Origin of the sequence: Bradyrhizobium sp. AUGA SZCCT0222 (assembly GCF_018130205.1) — a bacterium.
Classification (GTDB): Bacteria; Pseudomonadota; Alphaproteobacteria; order Rhizobiales; family Xanthobacteraceae; genus Bradyrhizobium.
The window spans coordinates 1-22082 of sequence record NZ_JAFCLX010000081.1; the positions used below are offsets into that span (position 1 = coordinate 1).

21 protein-coding genes are annotated in these 22082 nt (G+C 63.9%); 7 read left to right on the forward strand and 14 right to left on the reverse strand.

Annotated elements, in window-relative coordinates:
- Positions 1-214 precede the first annotated feature (214 nt).
- The 6 genes from JQ629_RS35890 to pdxR form a co-directional block, all read right to left on the reverse strand.
- The gene (locus tag JQ629_RS35890; protein ID WP_249135520.1) at positions 215-862 is read right to left on the reverse strand and encodes a hypothetical protein; all 648 of its coding nucleotides are present in this window, start codon (positions 860-862) and stop codon (positions 215-217) included.
- The gene (locus JQ629_RS35895; RefSeq protein ID WP_212416653.1) at positions 862-1380 is read right to left on the reverse strand and encodes a c-type cytochrome; all 519 of its coding nucleotides are present in this window, start codon (positions 1378-1380) and stop codon (positions 862-864) included. Before JQ629_RS35895 ends, JQ629_RS35890 begins: the two co-directional genes overlap by 1 nt.
- 92 nt (positions 1381-1472) lie before the next feature.
- Positions 1473-3233, reverse strand: a complete 1761-nt coding sequence (locus tag JQ629_RS35900; protein WP_212416636.1) for a PQQ-dependent dehydrogenase, methanol/ethanol family — start codon at positions 3231-3233, stop codon at positions 1473-1475.
- 186 nt (positions 3234-3419) lie between these two features.
- Positions 3420-3914: a copper chaperone PCu(A)C gene (locus JQ629_RS35905; RefSeq protein WP_212416637.1), complete on the reverse strand. Its 495-nt coding sequence runs from the start codon at positions 3912-3914 to the stop codon at positions 3420-3422.
- Positions 3915-4177: 263 nt separating this feature from the next.
- The gene (locus JQ629_RS35910; protein ID WP_212416638.1) at positions 4178-4696 is read right to left on the reverse strand and encodes a GNAT family N-acetyltransferase; all 519 of its coding nucleotides are present in this window, start codon (positions 4694-4696) and stop codon (positions 4178-4180) included.
- A 19-nt stretch (positions 4697-4715) separates the two neighbouring features.
- Entirely contained in the window at positions 4716-6230 is a 1515-nt protein-coding gene (gene pdxR / locus JQ629_RS35915) for a MocR-like pyridoxine biosynthesis transcription factor PdxR (RefSeq protein WP_212416639.1), read from the reverse strand.
- Between the two features lie 153 nt (positions 6231-6383).
- On the opposite strand from pdxR, the gene JQ629_RS35920 reads away from it, so the two are divergent.
- A complete protein-coding gene (locus JQ629_RS35920; protein WP_212416640.1) occupies positions 6384-6941 on the forward strand; it encodes a pyridoxamine 5'-phosphate oxidase family protein in 558 nt (185 codons plus the stop codon).
- Between the two features lie 56 nt (positions 6942-6997).
- Here JQ629_RS35920 and JQ629_RS35925 read toward each other — a convergent pair whose 3' ends face one another.
- The gene (locus JQ629_RS35925; protein WP_192736901.1) at positions 6998-7255 is read right to left on the reverse strand and encodes a DUF7662 domain-containing protein; all 258 of its coding nucleotides are present in this window, start codon (positions 7253-7255) and stop codon (positions 6998-7000) included.
- Positions 7256-7384: 129 nt separating this feature from the next.
- Here JQ629_RS35925 and JQ629_RS35930 point away from each other — a divergent pair, with 129 nt between their 5' ends.
- Positions 7385-8881, forward strand: a complete 1497-nt coding sequence (locus JQ629_RS35930) for a sensor domain-containing diguanylate cyclase (protein ID WP_212416641.1) — start codon at positions 7385-7387, stop codon at positions 8879-8881.
- A gap of 222 nt (positions 8882-9103) precedes the next feature.
- Here the strand turns inward: JQ629_RS35930 and JQ629_RS35935 are convergent, their stop codons facing one another.
- The gene (locus JQ629_RS35935; RefSeq protein WP_212416642.1) at positions 9104-9982 is read right to left on the reverse strand and encodes a UTP--glucose-1-phosphate uridylyltransferase; all 879 of its coding nucleotides are present in this window, start codon (positions 9980-9982) and stop codon (positions 9104-9106) included.
- 226 nt (positions 9983-10208) lie between these two features.
- On the opposite strand from JQ629_RS35935, the gene JQ629_RS35940 reads away from it, so the two are divergent.
- Both JQ629_RS35940 and JQ629_RS35945 read left to right on the forward strand, forming a co-directional pair.
- On the forward strand, positions 10209-11633 hold the full coding sequence (locus tag JQ629_RS35940) for a lytic murein transglycosylase (protein ID WP_212416643.1): 1425 nt from the start codon (positions 10209-10211) through the stop codon (positions 11631-11633).
- A gap of 158 nt (positions 11634-11791) precedes the next feature.
- The gene (locus JQ629_RS35945; protein WP_212416644.1) at positions 11792-13492 is read left to right on the forward strand and encodes an SGNH/GDSL hydrolase family protein; all 1701 of its coding nucleotides are present in this window, start codon (positions 11792-11794) and stop codon (positions 13490-13492) included.
- 113 nt (positions 13493-13605) lie between these two features.
- Here the strand turns inward: JQ629_RS35945 and JQ629_RS35950 are convergent, their stop codons facing one another.
- From JQ629_RS35950 to JQ629_RS35960, 3 genes are all read right to left on the reverse strand, one after another.
- A complete protein-coding gene (locus JQ629_RS35950; RefSeq protein WP_212416645.1) occupies positions 13606-14004 on the reverse strand; it encodes a CsbD family protein in 399 nt (132 codons plus the stop codon).
- Between the two features lie 117 nt (positions 14005-14121).
- A complete protein-coding gene (locus JQ629_RS35955; protein ID WP_212416646.1) occupies positions 14122-14856 on the reverse strand; it encodes an SDR family NAD(P)-dependent oxidoreductase in 735 nt (244 codons plus the stop codon).
- Between the two features lie 14 nt (positions 14857-14870).
- Positions 14871-15521 (reverse strand): GNAT family N-acetyltransferase, encoded by a 651-nt coding sequence (locus tag JQ629_RS35960; protein WP_212416647.1) that lies wholly within the window; start codon positions 15519-15521, stop codon positions 14871-14873.
- Between the two features lie 24 nt (positions 15522-15545).
- Between JQ629_RS35960 and JQ629_RS35965 the strand changes: the two genes are divergently transcribed.
- Both JQ629_RS35965 and JQ629_RS35970 read left to right on the forward strand, forming a co-directional pair.
- Positions 15546-16325 carry an SDR family NAD(P)-dependent oxidoreductase gene (locus tag JQ629_RS35965; protein WP_212416648.1) on the forward strand — a complete coding sequence of 260 codons (780 nt, stop codon included), beginning with the start codon at positions 15546-15548 and terminating at the stop codon, positions 16323-16325.
- 136 nt (positions 16326-16461) lie between these two features.
- Positions 16462-17352, forward strand: a complete 891-nt coding sequence (locus tag JQ629_RS35970; protein ID WP_212416649.1) for a TauD/TfdA dioxygenase family protein — start codon at positions 16462-16464, stop codon at positions 17350-17352.
- Positions 17353-17495: 143 nt separating this feature from the next.
- Here the strand turns inward: JQ629_RS35970 and JQ629_RS35975 are convergent, their stop codons facing one another.
- The 3 genes from JQ629_RS35975 to JQ629_RS35985 all read right to left on the reverse strand — a co-directional run bounded on the left by JQ629_RS35975 (position 17496) and on the right by JQ629_RS35985 (position 20937).
- Positions 17496-18431 (reverse strand): CobW family GTP-binding protein, encoded by a 936-nt coding sequence (locus JQ629_RS35975; RefSeq protein ID WP_212416650.1) that lies wholly within the window; start codon positions 18429-18431, stop codon positions 17496-17498.
- Between the two features lies 1 nt (position 18432).
- Complete coding sequence (locus tag JQ629_RS35980) at positions 18433-19923, reverse strand: amidohydrolase family protein (protein ID WP_212416651.1); 1491 nt, start codon at positions 19921-19923, stop codon at positions 18433-18435.
- A 336-nt stretch (positions 19924-20259) separates the two neighbouring features.
- A complete protein-coding gene (locus tag JQ629_RS35985; protein WP_212270093.1) occupies positions 20260-20937 on the reverse strand; it encodes a YqgE/AlgH family protein in 678 nt (225 codons plus the stop codon).
- 135 nt (positions 20938-21072) lie between these two features.
- On the opposite strand from JQ629_RS35985, the gene JQ629_RS35990 reads away from it, so the two are divergent.
- Positions 21073-21912, forward strand: coding sequence for a protein-disulfide reductase DsbD domain-containing protein (locus tag JQ629_RS35990; RefSeq protein ID WP_212270094.1), 840 nt, complete (start codon positions 21073-21075; stop codon positions 21910-21912).
- The last annotated feature ends 170 nt before the right edge of the window (positions 21913-22082 follow it).

The following is a 22082-nucleotide window of genomic DNA, read 5'->3' on the forward strand; positions in this document are numbered from 1 at the left end:
AGGGAAAGCTGCTCGTAACTCCGCCCCATGGCAACACCTCCAGTTGGAAGTGTTGCACTTCGTTTGTGAACTTAGGGCATCCAGTACGCCGCGGCCTTTCGATTCTATCACTGACGCCTCTGGAATACTGGATCGTCCGCCCCCGTGCGCAATTGCGCGCTCGGGCGGACGATGACACGCGATCTCGCGCCGCGAAGCGACCGAGGTTTGCTCCCTATTCCCTCGCTCGCAAGATGCTGATCCGGGTGTCGTCGACGAAATTCTTGATGTCCTGATCGGGCCGGCGGAACAGATTGCGTTCGACCGTCAGCGAACGGCCGCTGACCGTCTTGGTGCAGCGCTCCTTCAGATAGACGCCGCCGACCGGCTGGTCTCCCGCACCGGGCTGACCTTCGCTGCAGGTCCACCCTTCCTGGCCGTAGCGTGACTTGGCCTGTATCCCGAGCAGGAACGCCTTCTTCCGGATATAGAGACGCGCCTTCGGATCGGTCTCGATCTGCAAGCCGGCGACATGGCCGGTGTCGTCGATCAGCAGGGTCAGGATCGCCGGATGCCCCGCCACCATCGTGCCGTCGCGGCTGGTGAAGGGATCGTAGCCGAACCGGATCGCGCGCATGGCCCTCGCGTCGGCAGGACAGTCGCGCCAGTTGTTCCAGCCGGCCAGCGTTCGCTTCGGATCATCCGCGCAAGAAAAATCGACATAGCCGGTTTCCGTCAGTTCGCTCGCGGCCATTCCGAGCCGGATGTCCCGCAGATCGTTGCCGCCGAATTCTTCCGTCCGTGCCGGGGAGTGCGCCAATGCAACCGCCTGCCAGACCAGCAGGCCCGCAGCAACAACGCCCGATAGCTTCAATCTGTTCATCACTGGCTCTTCCCCGTGTTGGCGGTGGCATGATCCGGCTTTTGCGCCTCGGCCTTGTAGACGTCGCAGACCCGCGACGAGCTTGAGAAGAAGGCGACGCATTCGGCGTAAGTGGGCTCGCCCGCTCCCTTGATGTGGGCGATCACGTAATCGGCCACGGCTTCGATATCCCTTGGCCGCAGGAACGTTCCGCCCTCGGGCGGCATCTGTGGCCCCGCATCCTGGCGGTTCAGGTCAAAGCATTTCACCTCATCGTAGGCACCGCGCACGAAGAACGGCATTCCCGTGCCCGGCCGTCCGCAGCCGACGGTTTCGATGATCTGTTCGCGCGTCAGCTCCGTCTTGCGCAGCGACAGCGCATCGCCGCCGTAGCCGCCGCCGCCATTGCCGTGCCATTTGTGGCAGCCCATGCAGTTGGCGCGGCCGAACACCGCCTTGCCGGCGCTGGTCGGATCCGAAACCTGCGCCGACTGGCCATAGGCAGAAAAATTCAGCGCGACGACGCTCACGAGCAGCATGCCCGCCGCCGGCAGTTTGTTTGACATCATCATGGCGTCTCTTGTCGGGGAAGCAGGAGGGCCCGCCAGAGGCAGGCCCTCCTTCGGGGATGTCAGAGCGCGAACACGTAGAGCATCGATCCCGGCTGAATCTTCTTCAGCTCGGGCGTCGAATCGATGAACCACTTGTCCCAGGCGCCGCCGAGGCCGACCAGAATGGCGAGATACTGCTTGCCGTCGACCGAGAAGGTCATCGGCGGTGCGTTGACGCCGCCGCCGGTGTTGAACTCCCAGAGCTTCTGCAACGACTTGGCATCAAGCGCCATCACCTCGCCGGAGGGCTGACCGGTGAAGACGAGATCGGATGTCGCCAGCATCCCTCCGAGATTCGGGAACGGCGTCTCCAGTTTGCCGGCGATCTTGCCTGTGGTGACGTCGATCGCCGTGACGCTGCCGGTGATCCTGAATGGCTGGCTCGGGCCACCGCCGGTCCAGAACTCCCGAGGCTTCAGCTTGTCCGGCGTCATCACCTCAACCTTGATGCGGTTGCAGCTTTCGATCACCGGGATGTACCAGAGCTTCAGATCCGGATTGTAGGCCGTCGGCGGCCAGTTCTTGCCGCCCATGTTGCCTGGGCAGATGTCGGTTTCCATGTTGGTGCGGCTTGGCGTCACCGACGCGATATAGGTCTGCACCGACTTGTTCGGGTCATACTCGATCGGCTTGCCGCTCTCCGGGTCGAGCCCCTTGGTCCATGTAACCTTGTTCACGAACGGCAGGCCCCACACGAATTTGCCGTTGGTTCGATCGATCGCATAGGCAAAGCCGTTGCGGTCCGCTTCGAGCGCGAGCTTGCGCGGACCGTTCGGCCCGGGGATATCGACCAGCACGTTTTCCGCCACGCTGTCGTAGTCGTAGGGATCGTTCGGCGTGTGCTGATAGTGCCACTTGATCTTGCCGGTATTGGCGTCGAGCGCCAGCGAACTGTCGGTGTAGAGGTTGTCGCCCGGCCGGTACGCGTTATCCCAATCCGGCCCGGGATTGCCGACGCCCCAGATGATGGTGTCGGTCGCGGGATCGTAGGTGCCGGTCACCCAGGTCGAGCCGCCGCCGGCGGCCATCGCGTTGTTGTTGTCCTTCCAGGTTTCGCTGCCGGGCTCACCCTTGCCGGGGATCGTATAGGTGCGCCAAACTTCCTTCTGGGTCGAAAGATCGGTGGCGGCGATCCAGCCGCGGATACCGTATTCCGCGCCGGCCACGCCTGTGATCGCCATGTTCTTGACGATCAGCGGCGCCCCGGTGATGACCTCGCCCTTGTCCGGATCGGCCACGGAGCGCTGCCAGGCGACCTGGCCGGAGTCCTTCTTGGTTGCGATCAGCCGGCCGTCCAGCGTGTGGGAAATCACGAGATCGCCCCACAACGCGACGCCGCGATTGTCGACGCCGCAACAGGCGACGGCACCCGCCCAGTCACGGTCGGTCTTGGGATCCATCTTCCAGACCAGCGCGCCTTTGCCGCCATGCGCATCGATCTTGTAGACCGAGCCCCATCCATCGGTGACGTAGAGAAAGCCGTTCTCGGCAATCGGCGTGCCTTCCAGGCCGCCATGGCTCCAGATGCCGCCGGGCTCGATGCCGCCAAGGTGCATCGTCCAGGCGACCTTCAGGTTCTTCACGGTATCGCGGTTGATCTCCTTCAGCGTGGAGAACCGGTGACCCGCATAATTCTGATGATGATGAAGCCAGTTACCGGCTTCCTTGTCGACGTTGAGCAGCCGTTCCTGATTGACCTCGTCCGCGGCGGAGACGGGCGTTACGCCCGCAGCGCTTGCGGCTGCCAATGCAACGGCAAGCAAACAGGCTCGCGTTGACATTTTCGTGTGACCTGAAGATCGCTCCATGATTATTGCCTTCCTTGTTGGAGGGTTGTTGTTGGCAGTTCATGTTGGCATTGTTGTTGGTAGTTCTTGTCGGCAGTTCTTGTTGGCTTGAACGTCCGGTCTGTACGGGCGTCCCGCCGACGGGCCCTGCTCAGAGCTTCACCAGTTGCGCTGTCGCGATCAGGGCGTTCGCGAAATTTGCACCTCCGTTTCCTTGGTGCCGGCCTTCTGGAAAACGATGGTGCAGGTGAAGGCCTCGCCGGGGACGAGCTTCTGCCGCGTCTGCAGCAGCATGACGTGATAACCGTCCGGCTTGAGTTCGATCGTCTTGCCTTGCGGTATAGGTATCGACTTGATCTCGCGCTTCGCGGGCGCACCCTCGCCGCGATCGACCGTGTGTTTCTCGGAGAAATTCGCAAACGGACAACGGACGCGCAGCAGGGCGTCGGCCTCGGCCGCATCGTTCTTGATCGTCATCAGCAGCGGAAGATTGATGCCAATCTCGTCGGACGCGGACACCCAGGCGTTGGTTACCTGCAGCGCATCACCGGCCGCGGCGAAGCCGGGCGTCAGCGCAAGTTTCAGCCCAAGCCCGGCAGCAAGTCCAAGCGCCAGCAGCGGCCAGCGGGAACTTGCAGGCAAGGGATGCCCAAAGGAACAGGCCGTCCGATTCATCGGCGCCATCCTCCCACGATCTTTTCTTGTTTCTTGCGTTTTAGATTACGCCCTTGGGTATTCCACTTCTTCCCAAATTGGGGCGGCGATAGGGCCGCGTGTGGAAAATGATTCCGGCAACCCGCTCTCCGGGTGAGTGCCGTGGCCGGCGATGATGGCGGAGCGGGCTAGAGACGGCGAGCGAAGCGCCGTGGCATACAGTACACCGTGTCCTCACGTCATTGCGAGCCAACGGGTCGCGCGATGGCAAGTTGAAACTGTGGTCACGCTTGTCGTTCGTAAACCCAGCGGTTCACAGCCTGATGAAAATTCAGCGGACCGGGTACGGTTATATGTGTCTTCAGATACCTGAAGCCCGCCCGTTGCAGGGTTCGATTTGGGCTGACATTGAACGCATTCGGCTCACAAAATAGCTGATCGATCTGTAGCATCCGAAAATAGACATCAACGCCCAGACGGACGCATTGTGCGCCTATCCCCCGCTGCCGCAGTGCGGGCTGCGTTACGTGCAGATGCATGTTTGCCTGCACGCCAAATACGATCTTGTCGCAGCTTGAGAACCCGATCGGATGGCTATCCATCAGCCAGATGAGGAAGAACGCTCTCCGCTCTTCAAGCGGAAGAGCGTATTGGGCGTCGAACATGGACGCCCAGGCATCCCTCGAAGGGAGCCGGGTTGGATCGACCCCAAGCATCTCCAAATGCTCTGATGTCGATGAATGGAAATAATCGATAACGAGTGACGTCTCCTCAAGCCGCATCGGGCGGACATCCAGTTCCATCGGTACTCCTCCTGTCGCGTCAAGAAATGCTCACGCGGCGATCCCGGCCGCGCACCTGACCTTGTGGCTGTCGTTCAAACGCCCGGGCCAGCCTGGCGATCGCCGGCGCGATGCTCTGGTGGGGATAGCCGCTGAAACCCAGCATCAAGCCAGATTGCGGCGGCGCCTCGATGTGAAGGCGGCTCATGGCGCGAACGACGACGTCGTGTTCGCGCGCCGCGCGCTCGATACCGACGTCCGATAGTCCGCGCCGCGTGTACGCGACGAGGTGCATGCCCTGGTCCGGCGGATCGACGATCAAATGCTCGCCGAGGCGGCGCCGCAGCGCTGTGACCAACGCGTCGCGCTGGAGGCGGTACTTGTCGCGCATTCGGCGGATGTGGGAGGCAAAGTGGCCCTCCTCCATGAAGGCGGCGACGACTGCCTGGCACAGCGTCGAGGGCTGGCGGTCGATCAGATATCGCGCGGTCACGAAGGAGCGCACCAGCTGTGGCGGCAGCACGGCGTAGCCAAGCCGCAGCCCCGGGAACAACGCCTTGTTGAACGTGCCGATGTAGATGACACGCTCGGCTTCATCGAGGCCCTGCAGCGAAGCAAGCGGCCGGCCGCCATAGCGGAATTCGCTGGCGTAATCGTCTTCGACGATCCACGCGCCTGACTCGCGCGCCCATGCCAGAAGTTCGAGGCGCCGCGCCATCGACAGCACCACCCCCTTGGGAAACTGGTGCGAGGGCGTGATGAAGACGGCGCGCGCTTTTGGCGCACGGCGGATGCCTTCGCTGACATCGAGGCCACGCCGGTCGACCGGTATCGGGCGGAGCTTCGCGCCTGCAGCTACGAGCGCAAGCCGGGTCAGGGGGTAGCCTGGGTCTTCGACCCAAACCTCCTTGTCCGGCCCTAGCATGATGCGCGCCACGAGATCGACGGCCTGCTGCGTGCCCGCCGTGATCAGGACCTGCTCCGGTTCGCAGCGCACCGCGCGCGCAGCTTGCAGATAATCGCAAACCGATCTGCGCAGCGTGAGCATGCCTTGCGGGTCGCCATAGCCGAGATGATGGCCGTCGAACGAACGCAGCGTGCGCGCATTGAGTTTGCGCCACAGTTCGGCGGTGCGCGCGTCGATCAGCGTGCGGCCGAGATTGAAGGGGCGCTCATCGCTTTGCGATGTTACATCGACGAAATCGCGGAGTTCACGCGAATCCATCGGCTTCGGGATCGAGGCTGACCGCTTCCTGCGGCCACGCACCGCATCAAACGGTTCGGGAAGGTCGGATGCGATGAAGGTGCCAGCCCCCTTCTTCCCGAACGCGTAACCCTCGGCCAGGAGCTGTTCGAAAGCCGCGACGGCTGCGGACCTAGAAATGCCGAGTTGCGTTGCGAGTTCGCGCGTCGAAGGCAGCTTGGTGGCGGGTCGCAGCGCGCCCGAGAGGATCGCCGATCGCAGCTGAAGGTAAACCTGACGGAACACCGGCGCGTCCGCCGCGCGGTCCACTTCGAACGCATAAAGCGCGGCCCAGCCTGGTCTGCTCTTCACTGCTGTCCTTCGAGAACGATCGAGAAAAGTGGTATGCCTCATTGGTGCCAAGTGGAGCTTTTGGCAAGACCACCTGCTTTCTATCCTGTTTCCGGCGCCGAGAGAACCAGAAAGGCGAGTTCGCCGGAACAGCGCTACGGGGTGCACCGAAACATGAGCTCACCGCAAATCCGCCGCGCCGACCGCGCGATGTCGGATCAACGCATGCTGCACACGCTGGCAGAGGGATATAGCGGCCGGCTCGCGACGGTGAGCGAGGACGGTTTTCCATACTGCATCCCGCTGCTCTATCTCTGGATCGACGGCGAAGTGTATCTGCACACGACCAGCGCGCGCGGCCATTTGCGCGCCAATGTCGAGCGAGACCCGCGCGTCTGCTTCGAGCTCGATGAACAGGATGGCGTCTTCGATTACGGCCGCTTCGAATGCGATTCGGGTCTCGCCTTCCGGAGCGTCTGCCTGTTCGGCCGGATACGGATCGTCGATGATCGCGCGGTCAAGCAGCGGTTCTGCGAAGCGCTGATGGAAAAATACGGCAAGCCGGAGACGGATCGACCCAAGGGGTTTTTCCCCCGGCTCGATGTCATCACGGTCTATGCGATCGCTGTCGAACGCATGACGGGCAAGGAAACGCCGCTGCCGCCGCTTTCCGAACAATGGCCGGCGAAAGACCGGACCAAGACGCCGGATGCGTCATTGCCCGACACATGAGCCGAATTAGATTCCTGATTTGACGCGTTCCGGTATCCACTTCGCTCGAAAACACTCTATCTCCTCACCTTCATCTTCTTGAACTTCACGCTCTTGCCGTCCGCCTGCCTTGTCGCGATGTAGCCGGCCTCGAGGCAGGCTTCGCGCTGCGGCATCTTCTCCTGCGGGCTGCGCTCGGTTTCCCACCACGAGGCCCGGTGCGCCGCGCGCGGCAAAGCGGCATCGATGATCTCCTCGATCTGTTCGAAGGTCAGCACGAATTCGGGCAGCTTCTGCTTCTTCAGATAGTCCCGCAGCAAATCGTAATCGTTCACCCGTGTCCCCGTCGTTTTGCGCAATGCCGCCGATCCCGGCAACCAAGCGTTAACCGATCGGCGCATCGTTGTCGCCATTTAAGGCTGCGACAAGGTTTCCGGTGCATTCAGGATGGCTGGGAGCGGACGATGCTGTTCGGACGGCGAAAAGACATGGCCAGAAGGCGCTGGCGGCTATCAGCAAAATTGCTGATCGCCTCCTCCGTGGCGACCGTGATCGGCTTCTCCGCGATCTGCGCCAACGTGATGCTCGACATGCGGCGCGGCGAGGAAGAGCTGGCCCGCCAGATGCTCGAAAACCTCGCCGCCGGCATCGACGCCGACATCGGACGCAACATCGAGCTCTACGACCTGTCGCTGCGCGCGGTCGCCAGCAATCTGGTGATGCCGGAGATCAAGGACGTCAGCAAGGAAATCCGCCATCTGATCCTGTTCGACCGCGCCGCCTCCGCTAAGCATTTCGGCGCGATCCAGGTGTTCGACGCGTCAGGGCAATTGTGGATCGATGCTTCCTCGCTCGACCCGCGGCCGGAGAACCGCGCCGATGAGGAATATTTTACGGTCCATCGCAGCAATCCGGACGAGGGCCTGTTCGTCAGCCGCCCGATGCTGCATCGCGGCGCCTATTCGATCGTGCTGAGCCGGCGCATCGCCGACGCCGAAGGCCGCTTTCTCGGCGTGGCCGCGGGTTCGATCCGGTTCAGCTACTTCCACGAGCTGTTCGACCGATTGAACCTCAGTGCCGACGATACGATCACCGTGCTGCGCCGCGACCGCACCATCATCATGCGCAAGCCGTTCAACCTCGACGTCATCGGCAAGAACCTGGCGACGGTGCGAACCTGGAGCGCGAACAATCTGAAGCCCACCGGGTCCTATGCCGGGCAAGGCCCCGTCGATGCGACACCCCGGCTCTATGTCCGGCGCGACAGCGGCGGTCCGCTCTATGTCGTGGTCGGAAAACCGCTCGAAGCCATCTTCCGCGTTTGGCAACGGGAAATGATCCGGATCGGCGCCGTCATGACCGCGCTGATCCTGTTCGTGCTCGGCACCACCTTCTTCCTCGGGCGCGAGATCAGCCGCCGCGCCCGGGCCGAGGACAAGCTCGAGGAACTCGCCACCACCGACGCGCTCACCGGCCTGAAGAACCGGCGCAAGTTCGACCTCGATATCGATACGGAATGGCGCCGCGCGGTGCGCAGCAGGACGCCGGTCGCGCTATTGATGATCGATGCCGATCACTTCAAATCCTACAACGACAATTATGGCCACCAGGCCGGCGATCAGGTGCTGGTCGGCATTGCGATCTGCATCTCCGACTCGGTCAGGCGCGCCGGCGATTGCGGGGCACGGTTCGGCGGCGAGGAATTCGCAGTGCTGTTGCCGGGGTTCTCGGCCACCGACGCGCTCGCGGTCGCCGAAAACATCCGGCACAAGGTCGCGCACTGGTCGGAGGAGCCTGAAGTCACGACCGTCAGCATCGGCGTCGCCAGCATGATGCCATCAGCGGGGCTGGACTGGCCTGACCTGATCGCGGCCGCCGACAAGGCGCTCTATGCCGCCAAGGCCAATGGCCGCAACCAGACCGTGGTCGCCAACGTTCCGCAATTGGCGATGGTGGCTTGAGGTAAGCCCTATCCTCGTCATTGCGAGCGAAGCGAAGCAATCCACCTCTCCCCGCGGGGATAGCTGGATTGCTTCGTCGCTACGCTCCTCGCAATGACGGTCGTAACTTGAGAGTTCGTCATTCCGGGATGGTCCGCAGGACCGGACCCGGAATCTCGAGATCCCGGGTTCGCATCTTCGATGCGCCCCGGGATGACTTCAAAAGCGCGTGCGCTTTTAAAGTCACTTCTCCAGATACTTCTTCATCTCCGCGCGCAGGCCGTCGCGCAGGTCGGCGCGGGCCATGCCGTAGGCGATGTTGGCGCGCAGGAAGCCGGGCTTGGAACCGCAATCATGCCGCTCGCCCTCGAACTCCAGGCCGTAGAATTTTTGCGTGTTGGCGAGCGCTCGCATCGCGTCGGTGAGCTGGATCTCGCCGCCGGCGCCGCGCTCCTGGGTCTCAAGAATCTTGAAGATCTCCGGCTGCAGGATGTAGCGCCCGGTGATCGACAGGTTTGACGGCGCGGTGCCTTTCGCCGGCTTCTCCACCATGCCGTCGACCTCGAACATCTTGCCGGTGCGCTTGCCGACGCCGCAGATGCCGTATTGATGGGTCATATCCTCCGGCACCGCCTCGACCGCGAGCACGTTGGATTTCTCACCGAGCTTGTTTGCAGCCTCGATCATCTGCGCGAGGCAGCCCGGCGTGTTCAGCACCAGTTCGTCCGGCAGCACCACCGCGAAGGGTTCGTCGCCGACGATGTCGCGCGCGCACCAGACCGCATGGCCAAGACCCAGCGGCGCCTGCTGGCGGGTGAAACTGGTGGCGCCGGCGGCGGGCTGGTCGCGCGCCAGGATGTCCTGCTCGGCCTTCTTGTTGCCGCGCGCGGCGAGCGTGGTGTCGAGCTCGAACATGCGGTCGAAATGGTCCTCGATCACGCCCTTGTTGCGCCCGGTGACGAAGATGAAATGCTCGATGCCGGCTTCCTTGGCCTCGTCATAGACGTACTGGATCAGCGGCTTGTCGACGATGGTCAGCATTTCCTTCGGCATCGCCTTCGTGGCGGGCAGGACGCGGGTGCCGAGACCGGCGACCGGGAATACGGCTTTGCGGATTTTCATGGGAGTATCGGAAGTCCCTTAAGCGTGAGGAGTATGCGTCTGATGGCACGTTGGTAGCCCGTTTGCAGCCGGGAACAAAGGCGGATGTGTGGTGCAACAAAGTTCGCTTCCCGCTTTGCGCCCCCTTGCGGCGGAAAAGGGGAAGAAACAAATTTCGGCCTTTGTTAAGCTGTTGGAAACCGTGACAGGGCCTTGTGAAACGGGGATGTTGAAGGGCGGAGACGACATGCGTTGGACGGGAACCGCGGTGACCTACCGGACCGCCGCGATCATCATTGCGGTGACGCTGCTGCATGCTGTTTTTTGCACCCAGGCTTCTGCCCAATCATCCGGCAACAACGGCGTCTCGAACTTCCTCGGCAACATCTTCGGCCAGAAATCAGCCACCTCGCCGCAGGCGCAGGCAGCGCCGGCCCCGGAAGGCGCACCATCCGCGCCATCAGCCCCATCCGCACCGCCGCCCTGGAGCGGCGAAGACGGCGGTTCGGGCCATCCGCTGATGACCGCAAGCGCGATCCGGCAGGCGGCGGCGAATTTTCCAAATTGCGTCGCTTCGATGTGGCCCGATGCCGCACGGCGTCACGTGACGCAGGCGAATTTCGAACGCTTCACCGCGGACCTTTCGCCCGACCTGCGCATCATGGACCTGATGGATTCGCAGCCCGAATTCACCAAGGCGATCTGGGACTATCTCGACATCCTCGTGAATGAAAACCGGCTCGCCAAGGGCCGCGAGATCCTCGCCAAGTACAAGCCGCAATTCGACGCGGTGGAAAGAGCCTATGGTGTCGACCGGTACACCATCGCGTCGATCTGGGGCATCGAATCGAATTACTCGACCCAGATGGGCGATCGCAACGTGCTCAATTCGACCGCGACGCTGGCCTGCATCGGCCGCCGCCAGGGCTATTTCAAGGACGAGTTCCTGACCGCGCTGGAGATCCTGAACCGCGGCGATCTGCGTCCCGAACAGATGCGCGGCTCGTGGGCCGGCGCGTTCGGGCCGACGCAGTTCATGCCGACCGCCTTCAAGCGCTACGCCGTCGATGCCGATGGCGACGGCCGCCGCGACGTCGTCGACAATCCGGCCGACCTGATCGCCTCAACCGCCAACAACCTCAGGAAGGACGGCTGGCAGACCGGGCAGACCTGGGGCTATGAGGTCGTGCTGCCCAAGGGATTCAACTTCATGCTGGCCGACAAGGCCAAGGCGATGACGGTTGCGCAGTGGGAACAGCAGGGCCTGCAACGCGCCGGCGGCAAGCCGTTCCCGAATCCGACCGAGAAGGCCTATCTGCTGGCGCCGGCCGGCGCGGACGGGCCGGGCTTCCTGATGCTGCAGAATTTCCGGGTGATCATGAAATACAACCCGGCCGAGGCCTATGCGCTGGCGATCGGGCATTTCGCCGACCGCCTGCGCGGTGGCGCGCCGTTCGTGCAGCCCTGGCCACGGCAGGAACGGGTGCTGTCGCGGGCCGAGCGGCTGGAGCTGCAGCAGCTGCTGGCCCAGCGTGGCTTCTACCGGGGCACCCCGGACGGTCAGTTCGGCGGCATGACCCGCGAGGCGCTGCGCGGCTTCCAGGCCTCGATCGGGGCCCCTGCGGACGGATTTGCCTCCTCCGACGTGCTGGAGCGGCTGCGCGGCCGCTAAAACCGCAGTTTGGCGCCAAAAGTAACCCTGTACAGCACATTTTCGTGCCGCCCTTGACGGGTGTGGCCTTTGCCCAATTTATGGCAAGGAATATGCCCGCTTGCGGCCTGATTCCGCTATTATAACTGCGCCTTCACAACCCATTGCGACCGAGCCGGATGCAAAAGCCAAAGTCCTTTTTCCGCGTGTTCACCGAAACCGGTCCGCTGACGGCGGTTGCGGTGGCGATCGCGCTGTTGATCGGGATCGCGGGACCGGCGTCCGCGCAGTTTTTCAATTTCGGCGGCTTCGGTGGTCCGCCGCAACAGCAGCAACGGCAGCCGCGCAACAACAATGGCGGCTGGTTTGGCGGCGACTTCTTTACGCCGTTCCAGCAGCAGGCCCCGCAACAAGCGCCGCGCCAGGATTTCTCCAGGGCGCCCGCGCCCGCCAAGCGCGATAACGTGGCGGAGCGTAACGTGCTGGTGCTCGGCGACGCGATGGCGGACTGGCTCGCCTACGGCCTGGAAGACGCCTACTCCGAACAGCCCGACATGGGCGTGATCCGCAAGCATCGGACCGTATCCGGCCTGATCAAATATCAGCCCAAGGGCGAACCGTCCGATTGGGCTGCCGCCGCCCGCAGCATCCTCGCCAATGAGAAGCCGGACGCCATCGTCGTCATGCTCGGCCTCAACGACCGCACCGCGATGCGCGAGCCGGCGGTCGACAAATCGAAGGCCGAAAAGAAAGACGACAAGAAGACCGCCAAGCCGGCCGAGGCCAAGCCCGGCGCGAAGCCGGATGGCTCGGCGGAGACCGCTGCGAAACCCGACGACAAGCCGGCCGATGCCGAAGCCGCCGACGATGCCGACGATACGCCGCCGGCCGCAGCACCCGAAAAGAGTTCGCGCGCGGCGGGCGGGCTCTACGAATTCCGCGACGAGCGCTGGGTCGAACTCTACGCCAAGAAAATCGAAGAGATGATCGGCATCCTGAAATCCAAGGGCGTGCCGGTGCTCTGGGTCGGGCTGCCAGCGGTGCGCGGCGTCAAGGGCACTTCCGACTCGCTGTTCCTCAATGCGCTCTATCGCGACGCATCGGCCAAGGCCGGCATCACCTATGTCGATATCTGGGATGGCTTTGTCGACGAGGCCGGCCGCTTCCTGCAGAAGGGCCCCGACTTCGAAGGCCAGATCCGCCAGCTGCGTTCCTATGACGGCGTGTATTTCACCAAGCCCGGCGCGCGCAAGCTCGCGCATTATGTCGAGCGTGAAGTCAGCCGCCTCCTGGCCTCCCGCTCCGGACCGATCGCACTGCCGGTCGAACCGGCGACGCCCGACGCCAGCGCCGTGCCGGGCCAGCCGGCGCCGCGGCCGCTGGCCGGACCTATTTTGCCGCTGATCGCCTCCTCGGTCGGCACCGATCAATTGCTCGGCGGACCGGGCACGCGTCCCGCCGCGGTCGATGCGCTTGCCGCGCGAACGCTGGTGAAGGGCGAGCCGCTGGCGGCGCCGGCCGGCCGCGCCGATGATTTCGCCTGGCCGCGCCGCGAGATCGGCCGCGAACAGGCCAAAGATCAGGGCAAGGACTTGGCCAAGGGCGATTCGCCGGTCGCTGCCACCGCGCCTGACGGTACGGTCCCGGCAGCCGCGCCCGCCGCGCCGCCGAAACCCCTCGCACCGAAGCGGCAATTCCGTCCCGCGCAGACTGAACAGCCGGCATTGCGCGATTTCTTCGGCGGCTTCGGTGCGCCGCCGCCGCGCCAGATTGCACCAGCGCCGCCGCGCGCGCCTGGACCCATCGCGCCGGGCGTGCCGCGCCCGCCGGCTAACGTCGGGCGAGCAGCAGAAGCCCCGGCAGGCGCGTTCGCGCGATAAAGAAAACAGGAGTCATTCCGGGGCGCGCTGAAAGCGCGAACCCGGAATCTCGCACAACGATCTCTGGATTCCGGGTTCACGCTTCGCGTGCCCCGGAATGACGGCGGCTAGGCTCAGCCGTAATACCGCCAGCGCGACGGCGGCGGGCGGCGCGGCTGTCGGGTCATCAACAGCGCCAGTGCAAATCCAATTCCGCCCGCGACCAGAAGCGCGCCGAGCGGATTGTCCTGCACGGTTTTCGCCATCGCCTTCTGGCCGTCGCGGAGGGTGTCGCCGCTGTTGTCGTAGGCGTCCTTGACGGTATCCACGGCATCCTTGGCGTAGTTGGCCGCGGCATCGCTGGCGTCGCGCGCGGCGTCCTTGGCCTGGCCGTACAGATTCTGCACGGTGCCTGCAGCCTCGCGCGCGCGGCCTTCGGCCTGCGTTTTGGCATCGCCCGTCATGCTACCGACAGCGCCTTCGACCTTGCCGGCGAAATCCTTGGCCGAACCTGCAATTCGATCCTTGTCCATCACGATCACTCCCTGTTTCAGAGGAAGTAACCGACGAGACGCTTGCAAGTTCCTGCGTCATTAGTTTTACGCGTTTTCTTCACGCGAACCGGCACCCACTTCGCTCGAAAACGCTATTCAGAGGATGAGCCCGCCATCGACCACAATGGTCTGGCCGATGACATAGGACGCCAGCGGCGACGCCAGGAACAAGGCGGCGCCGGCCATGTCGGCGGGGGTGCCAAGACGCTTCAGCGGAATGCGTTCGAGCGCGCCTTCAAGCCGCTTCGGATTTGATGTCGTCGCCTTGGTCATCTTGGTGTCGACCAGGCCCGGCGCGATGCCGTTGACGCGGATGCCGTTCTCGGCCCATGCCTCGCCCAACGTGCGCGTCAAGCCGACCGCGCCGGTCTTCGAGGCGTTGTAGGCGGGATTGCCCATGGTCGAATGATAGGCCGCGGTCGAACTGACGATGATCAGTGATCCCTTGCTGGCGCTCAGCATCCCGTGAAATTTCGTCGCGCACGCCATCAGGCTCATCAGGTTGACTTCGAGCACCTTGCGAAAGCCATTCATTTCGAATTCGCCGCGCCGGTAGATCACCGCGCCCTGCGCCAGCACCAGCACGTCCAGCCCATCGAACGACGACTTGAATTGCTCGATCGCCTGCGCGTTGCTGACGTCGAGCTGCGCATATTCGAGACCTTGAAGGTCCGATCCTTCGCCGGCGAAGTAATCCGCCGCTTTGGCGCGGGTGCCGCAGACCGCGACGCGCGCGCCCTTGGCGCGGAACGCCTGCGCGATGCCGTTGCCGATCCCGCTGGAACCGCCGACCACCAGCACCTGCTTGCCGCTGAAATCGAGTTCGTTCATCGCCTGCATCCTTTCTAGCTTGAGCTCTCATCGAGGAAGTTGACCATGAGAACCTCGTCGTAATATCGCCCGTTGTGCTTGAGGGCTTTCTTTTCATGGCCGTATTCGACGAAACCCATCGCGCGATAAAGTTTTCGCGCGCTTTCATTCTCGCTCACCACGGTCAGTTGCACCAGCTCCACGCGCCCGCGCGCATGGTCGAGCACCGCCGCAACCAGGATTTTTCCAAGCCCCATGTTCCGCGCCGCGGCCCGGACATACATGGTCCAGAGCAATCCCTTGTGCGCCTGCTTCAAATTTTCCTGCGCGGAATATCCGGCTATTCCGGCGAGCTTCCCGTCGAGGAACGCACCGAAAATATCCGCAAGCCCGAGCCTCGCCTCGAACCACGACAGCGGCTCTGCGCTTTCGCGTCCGAACGTGCTGCCGAACGCTTCGGGATTTTTCTGCAGCGCCTCCAGCCGGATGTCCCGGTAAAGCGCGGCGTCCGAAATCTCCAGGCGGCGAATTTGCAGATCGGGAATATTGGCCACGTTGCACCCTGTTACTGCAGAATCTTGTTTTGACGCGTTTTCTTCACGCGAACCGGAGTCCACTTCGCTGGAAAACGCTCTAGTTTGACCTGTCTGCGGATCGGTGCCAGCCTTGTCAATCCTGCAACGCATCGCACAAATTCCGCGAGTCATTTCATGTCAGATTTCAGAGAGCTCAGCCGTTCGGTCAAGGGCCTGACCGTTCTCGTCACCGGCGCCGCCAGCGGCATGGGCCGCGCCACCGCGCTGGTGTTCGCCGCCGAAGGCGCCAATGTTGCCGTCACTGACATCAACGCCGAGGCCACGCAGGCCGTCGCCGATGAAATCAAGGAAAGAGGTGGCAGCGCAAAGGCCTGGACGCTCGACGTCGCCAAGGCCGATGACATCATCAAAATCGTCGGCGCCATCGCGGCGCATTTCGGCGGCCTCGACATCCTGATCAACAATGCCGGCCTGTCGCTGCGCGCCCCGATCGACGCGGACGGCTACGAAGAGGCCTGGACCAAGGCGCTGGCTGTGATGCTATCAGCGCATCCGCGCATCATTCGTGCCGCGTTGCCGCATTTGCGCCGATCCAAGTGCCCGCGCATCGTCAACATCGCCTCCACCGAAGCGCTCGGCGCCACCGCCACCAACAGCCCGTACGCAGCCGCCAAGGCCGGCGTCACCGGCCTGACGCGCGCGCTTGCCGTGGAACTCGGCCGCGAGGGCATTACGGTGAACTGCATCTGCCCGGGACCGATCCGGACCGGGATCACCGAGCGGATTGCGGAGGAGCACAAGACCATCTTCGCCAAACGCCGCACCGCACTCGGCCGCTACGGCGATCCCGAGGAAGTCGCCCACATGACCTTGAGCCTGTGCCTGCCGGCCGCATCATACCTGACCGGCGTCGTTATTCCGGTGGACGGCGGGTTGATGGCGCGGAATGCGTGATCGTTCCCCGGCGCGTCCGGGACACGAGATAGCGCAATGCCGCATGCGCTCGGCAACGTTGACATCGCACCTGCTCGGAGTAGCTTTTTATCCAAACGAAGCGGGACAACCGCCCGCCGCTTTACGGAGAAACGCCATGACGGTCACGATCCGGCAGCTGGGGAAGCATTTTTTTGGCGAGGTTTCCGGCGTCGATCTGCGCAAGCCGCTGACGCCGCAGGAGGCCGCCGACATCGAAGCCGGCATGGACAAATACGCCGTGCTGCTGTTCCGCGACCAGAACATTACCGACGAGCAGCAGATGGCGTTCGCACTGAATTTCGGCGAACGGGAAAATCCGCGCGGCGGCAGCGTCGTCAAGCCGGAGGATTCGCGGCTGGCTCAGACCGGGCTCAACGACGTCTCCAACCTCGGCAAGGACGGCAAGCCGCTGCCGCGCGACAGCCGCGTGAACCTGTTCAACCTCGGCAATTGCCTGTGGCATTCCGACTCATCGTTCCGCCCGATCCCTGCAAAATTCTCGCTGCTGTCGGCGCGGGTGGTGAACCCCAAGGGCGGCAACACCGAATTCGCCGACATGCGCGCGGCCTATGATGCACTTGATGACGAGACCAAGGCCGAGATCGAGGACATGATCTGCGAGCATTCGCTGATGTATTCGCGGGGCTCGCTCGGCTTTCTCGACTACACCGATGAAGAGAAGGAATTGTTCAAGCCGGTGCTGCAGCGGCTGGTGCGTACCCATCCGGTACACGGCCGCAAATCGCTGTACCTCTCCTCACATGCCGGCGCCATCAAGGGCATGACCATGCCGGAAGCGCGAGTCTTGCTGCGCGACCTCAACGAGCACGCCACGCAGGGCGAATTCGTCTACGTCCACAAATGGACGCTGCATGACCTCGTGATGTGGGACAACCGCCAGACCATGCACCGCGTGCGCCGCTACGACCAGTCGCAGCCCCGCGACATGCGCCGCGCCACGGTGGCGGGAACGGCACCGACAGTGGCGCAACAGGCGGCGGAGTAGATTACTGTCGTCCCGGCCTTGAGCCGGGACCCATAACCACCGGCGGCAATTGGTTTGCGCGGTAGTCGTTATCTTTCTTTCTCAACAATGGTGGCCGCGGCGTATGGGTCCCGGCTCAAGGCCGGGACGACACCTTTGGTGTGCTAAGCGTCCCCCGCCTCGACGCACCCTTCCATGATGCTGTCGATCTCAGCGCGCGAGAGTACGCCGATCTCGGCGATGAACACGATTCGGGTCCGCGGCACTCCCGCGGCGAGCGTCCCACCAGGGGCCAGCGTCGCGCGTCCGCCGGCGAACTGAAACACCATCGGTTTGCCGGGCTGCTCCACGGATTCGAACAGCCCCTTCGCCCGCGCCAGCTTCGGCGCGAGCCGATTGATCGCCGCCTGCAAGCGGGACAACGACAGCGGCCGTTCCGACGTCCAGCTCAGCGTCTCAAAGCGATCCGTCGCTGGCCGTCGCTGCCCCGGCTCGCGTAGCACCGGCGCGCGATCCGGATCCGAAGGGAAGAGCAGCGCCATCGGAACCTCGCCGTGCGGCGCATCGACCAGCACCGCGGTGGGACGTATCGCGCGGATCGCATCGCGGACCGGCGTGTGGCTGGCCGCGTCCACGAGGTCCACCTTGCTCAGCGCGATCACGTCGGCCGCCCGTATCTGGGACCGCAGCAGGGCGTCGTCGAACCTGGCGACCGAAGTCGTGGCGTCGACAACGCACAGCACCGTTTCGAGCGGCGCCTCGCGCCAGATCACCGGATCCATCAGGTTGCGCACGATGTCCTGGGGATCGGCGACCCCGCTGGTTTCGATCACGATGAATTCCGGACGCGGATCACGCCGCAACAAGCCAGCCAGCGTGCGCAAGAGATCGCCTTCGAGCGAGCAACAGATGCAGCCATTGCTCAGGCTGACCACGCCGTCGGCGGCGCCGGTGATCAGCTCCGCATCGATATTAACAGCGCCGAAATCGTTGACGACGGCGGCAATCCGCCTGCCCCCGGCATGTGCCAAGAGATGGTTCACGACCGTGGTCTTGCCCGCCCCGAGGAAGCCGGCCACGAGCACGACCGGGACTGGCACCTCAGCCTCCGGTAACGGGCCGGCGCACCGGCTGGCCGGGCCGCGCCGCCACATCGAGCACGCCGTCCGATATCAGCGGCTGGCCGCTGACCACCAGATGACGCACGCCTTCCGACGGGCGGTTCATCGCCGAGAATGTCGCCCGGTCGCTCAGCGTTTCGTAATCGAACACGACGATGTCGGCATCCGCACCCGCCTGCAGCCTGCCCTTCGCGCGCATCGCCGGCGTAGAGGCGCCAAGAATTTCCGCGGGGATCAGCGCGCATTTTCGGATGCCTTCGAGCAGCGACACTTTGCGGCGCTCGCGCACCCACTCGCGGATGAAGCGCGTGAAGCAACCCGCCGAGCGCGGATGCGAGGTCGCGTCGTCAGGCAGCGGCCAGGCGTCGCCGGTGTAGGCGCGGCCGTCCGTCAGCGTCCAGGGCATGGCGTCGGAGGCGATCGCGCCGCCGGGATAGAGCACCGCCATGTCGAGGAGGTCGCGATGATGCGCGTTATTGTCGATATCCAGAACGTGCCACAGAACCAGCGTGGAAGGTTCGGCGGCCTGTGCCGCCAGCAGTTCCTGCCGGTCGCGGAAGCGATGCCCGTCGGTCACCCGCTGCACCGAATCATAGCCGAGGCCGTTGCGCGCCTCAAATTCGGGGTCGCTGAAGAACGCCGCCGCCAGCACCGTCGAGCCGGTACCGTAGGGATAGGCTTCGACCGTGATGGGCAGCCCCTGCGCCTGCGCCTTGGCGACCAGCGCGACGCAGCGCTCGATGTCGGTCTTGCTGGAAGAATTGAAATGGCAGATGTGCATGTGCGCGCCGGTGGCCCCGGCATAGCCGATCAGGCGGATATAGGCTTCCGCAGCGCTCTCCGGATCGATGCGGGACATGTAGGCGACGTGGGTGAAGGTCGGCACCTCGCGCGCCGCCGCCAGCTGGCACACGGCGGTCAGCTCCTGCACGCCGGCGCCCGGGGCATAGGCGTTGAGGATGCCGATGCCGATGCCGCCCTCGCTCAGCCCGCCCGCGATTCGCTCGAGAATGCCAGCCACTTCGGTGTCGCTGGCCACGTTGTCGATCCAGCGGCGGTCGCGCATCGCATTGCCGAACGCCTCCAGCGAGCTTTCCGCGTTGGAGCCGGTCATCGCACCGATGCGTGCGAATGCCCAGTTGACCGCGGCGCCGTAGTTCAGCACGCGTCCCTTCTCGGCCTGGCGCCGATACCAGGATGCGACCGGCAATACTCCGGCCTCGAGGTCGAGCGACGTCGTGACGCCGTCGAAGGCCTGCATGCGGTCGGCCGGGATCGACTGGCCATGCGCGTGCAAATCGATGAATCCGGGGGCGATCACCAGTCCCGTAGCGTCGATCGTGCGCTCGGCGCTGCCAAGCCCGGTGCCGACGGCGGCGATCTTGCCATCGAGCACCGCCACATCGCCGATGGCGTCCATGCCGCTGGCCGGATCCACCACCCGGCCACCCGTGATTACCAAACCAGCCATCTCGTCACTCCCGCGTACTGAAGACCTGTTCCCTGCGAAACCGGCTCAGCTTCGAAGGCGCGCAGACTGGCGAATAAGGGCCGTCGCGATCCCATAGAGGCAGATTTTCGGACGGGCAACAACCTCTGCCGGCGGAGGGCACGCATCCGCCAGCGGCGCAACAGGCGGCGGAGTAGATTTTCACCGTCGTCCCGGCGAACGCCGGGACCCATACGCCGTGACCTCTCATACGAGATGAGATGGTCGACAGAGCGATGGAGCGACCACCACCTTAAAACAATTGGCTTTCGGGGTTATGGGTCCCGGCTCAAGGCCGGGACGACGCCGTGCGTGGGGCTACGCGTGCCCGGCTTCGTTCGACAGCATCGCCAGATCGATGCCGATCTTGCGCAGCGCACGCTGGTATTTCTCGTCGACGTCGTCGCCGAAGATCAGGTCCGCGTCGGCGGCGCAATGCAGCCAGCCATTGTGCTGGATTTCATCCTCGAGCTGCCCCGGCGCCCAGCCGGCATAACCCAGCGCCAGGATCGCGTGCTTGGGTCCGGAGCCCTTGGCGATCGCTTTCAGGATATCGACGGTCGCGGTCAGGCAGATGCCGTCGTCGATATTGAGCGTGGCATCCTTGATGAAGAAGTCGCTGGAATGCAGCACGAAGCCGCGGCCGGTATCGACCGGACCTCCCTTGAGCACCTTCATGGTCTCGGCGTTTTCCGGCAGCGTGATCTGATCCGATGTCTTGATGATATCGAGCTGCACCAGGAGCCCCGGGAAATCGATGCTGCCGGCCGGACGGTTGACGATGATGCCCATCGCCCCCTCGGACGAATGGGCGCACATGTAAATGACCGAGCGCTCGAAGCGCGGATCGCCCATGACCGGCATGGCGATCAGCAGCTGGCCGTCCAGATAGCCTTCACCGGACGAATTGTCGCCCACGCCTGCGGCTTTGCGGCGCGCGGCCTTCGTTGTCGTCTTCGGTGGTGCCGTCTTGGGTGTCTTGCCTTCAGGGCTCATCCGCAAAGGCCTCTCTTGCTGATTCATATCCTGATATCGGGTGGCGGTTCTGTCAATCAAGCCGCGCGTTGTATTCGACCGCGGATCACAAGCAATTCAATGGTTTGCGGTCAAACTTGCCTGTAAAGACGTCTCATGACCGTCATAGTTCCCATGCGGGCCGCGCTCGGCATTGCCGCCACTCTGGCTGTCGCATGCACGGCCATCGAGGTTCGCGCCGAGGATGCCTCGCCCTGGCAGCGCGACACCCACTCCGCGATCCGGCTGCTGGCGGGATCGCGCAGCGGCGCGGTGCTGCTCGGCGGTATCGCAATCCAGCTGCAGCCAGGGTGGAAAACCTATTGGCGGACGCCCGGCGATTCCGGCGTTCCGCCCCGCTTCGATTTCTCCAAGTCGGACAATGTCGAGGCGGTGACGGTGTTGTGGCCGGCGCCGATGAAGTTCGATGACGGCGCGGGCGGCGTCTCGCTCGGCTACAAGCAGCAGGTCGTGCTGCCGCTGCGGATCGTCGCCAAGAATACAGACAAGCCGGTGACGCTGCGCGCCGACATCAACTACGCGGTCTGCGACAAGCTCTGCATCCCGGTCGACGCCAAGGCGGAGCTGGCCTTTGCCAGTGTGGCAAGCACCGAGGACGGCAATCTGTCCGATGCGCTCAACGCGGTGCCGAAGCCGGCCAATGTCGGCGATCCCAATTCCCTCACCATTCGCGACGTCAAGCGCGAGGGCAAGGCCAACGTGCTGGTCGACGTCACCGCGCCCGGCGGCAAGGAGGTCAGCCTGTTCGTCGAGGGTCCGACGCCGGACTGGGCGTTGCCGATTCCGAAGCTGATCGAGGGCGGTCCGCCCGGCGTCAAACGCTTTGCCTTCGAGCTCGACGGCCTGCCGCCGGGCGCGAGCGCTGACGGCGCCGCGCTGAAACTGACGCTGGTCGGCGGCGATCGGGCCTATGAGTTCAATGTGAATTTGCCGTAGTTGTCGCCCCGGCGAACGCCGGGGGCCCATACGCCGCGGCGGATGTTTTTAAGTGCCGCGGGTAGACGCTTTTTTCATGCAACTACGCCCTGTGGTTATGGGTCGTAAGTCTCGGTGCCTCGATTAAGATGGGGCGATCGAGGCGGGCGTTGCGGGGTTTATGGGAGGTC

Coding starts and splice junctions, on each gene's coding strand:
- JQ629_RS35930 (WP_212416641.1), top strand. CDS start 7,385: ATGCTGTTCGGACGGCGAAAAGACATGGCCAGAAGGCGCTGGCGGCTA.
- JQ629_RS35985 (WP_212270093.1), bottom strand. CDS start 20,937: ATGAGCCCTGAAGGCAAGACACCCAAGACGGCACCACCGAAGACGACA.
- JQ629_RS35910 (WP_212416638.1), bottom strand. CDS start 4,696: ATGGAACTGGATGTCCGCCCGATGCGGCTTGAGGAGACGTCACTCGTT.
- JQ629_RS35905 (WP_212416637.1), bottom strand. CDS start 3,914: ATGAATCGGACGGCCTGTTCCTTTGGGCATCCCTTGCCTGCAAGTTCC.
- JQ629_RS35900 (WP_212416636.1), bottom strand. CDS start 3,233: ATGTCAACGCGAGCCTGTTTGCTTGCCGTTGCATTGGCAGCCGCAAGC.
- JQ629_RS35935 (WP_212416642.1), bottom strand. CDS start 9,982: ATGAAAATCCGCAAAGCCGTATTCCCGGTCGCCGGTCTCGGCACCCGC.
- JQ629_RS35965 (WP_212416648.1), top strand. CDS start 15,546: ATGTCAGATTTCAGAGAGCTCAGCCGTTCGGTCAAGGGCCTGACCGTT.
- JQ629_RS35940 (WP_212416643.1), top strand. CDS start 10,209: ATGCGTTGGACGGGAACCGCGGTGACCTACCGGACCGCCGCGATCATC.
- JQ629_RS35990 (WP_212270094.1), top strand. CDS start 21,073: ATGACCGTCATAGTTCCCATGCGGGCCGCGCTCGGCATTGCCGCCACT.
- JQ629_RS35970 (WP_212416649.1), top strand. CDS start 16,462: ATGACGGTCACGATCCGGCAGCTGGGGAAGCATTTTTTTGGCGAGGTT.
- JQ629_RS35895 (WP_212416653.1), bottom strand. CDS start 1,380: ATGCTGCTCGTGAGCGTCGTCGCGCTGAATTTTTCTGCCTATGGCCAG.
- JQ629_RS35890 (WP_249135520.1), bottom strand. CDS start 862: ATGAACAGATTGAAGCTATCGGGCGTTGTTGCTGCGGGCCTGCTGGTC.
- JQ629_RS35980 (WP_212416651.1), bottom strand. CDS start 19,923: ATGGCTGGTTTGGTAATCACGGGTGGCCGGGTGGTGGATCCGGCCAGC.
- JQ629_RS35955 (WP_212416646.1), bottom strand. CDS start 14,856: ATGAACGAACTCGATTTCAGCGGCAAGCAGGTGCTGGTGGTCGGCGGT.
- JQ629_RS35920 (WP_212416640.1), top strand. CDS start 6,384: ATGAGCTCACCGCAAATCCGCCGCGCCGACCGCGCGATGTCGGATCAA.
- JQ629_RS35960 (WP_212416647.1), bottom strand. CDS start 15,521: ATGCGTTGCAGGATTGACAAGGCTGGCACCGATCCGCAGACAGGTCAA.
- JQ629_RS35945 (WP_212416644.1), top strand. CDS start 11,792: ATGCAAAAGCCAAAGTCCTTTTTCCGCGTGTTCACCGAAACCGGTCCG.
- JQ629_RS35950 (WP_212416645.1), bottom strand. CDS start 14,004: ATGGACAAGGATCGAATTGCAGGTTCGGCCAAGGATTTCGCCGGCAAG.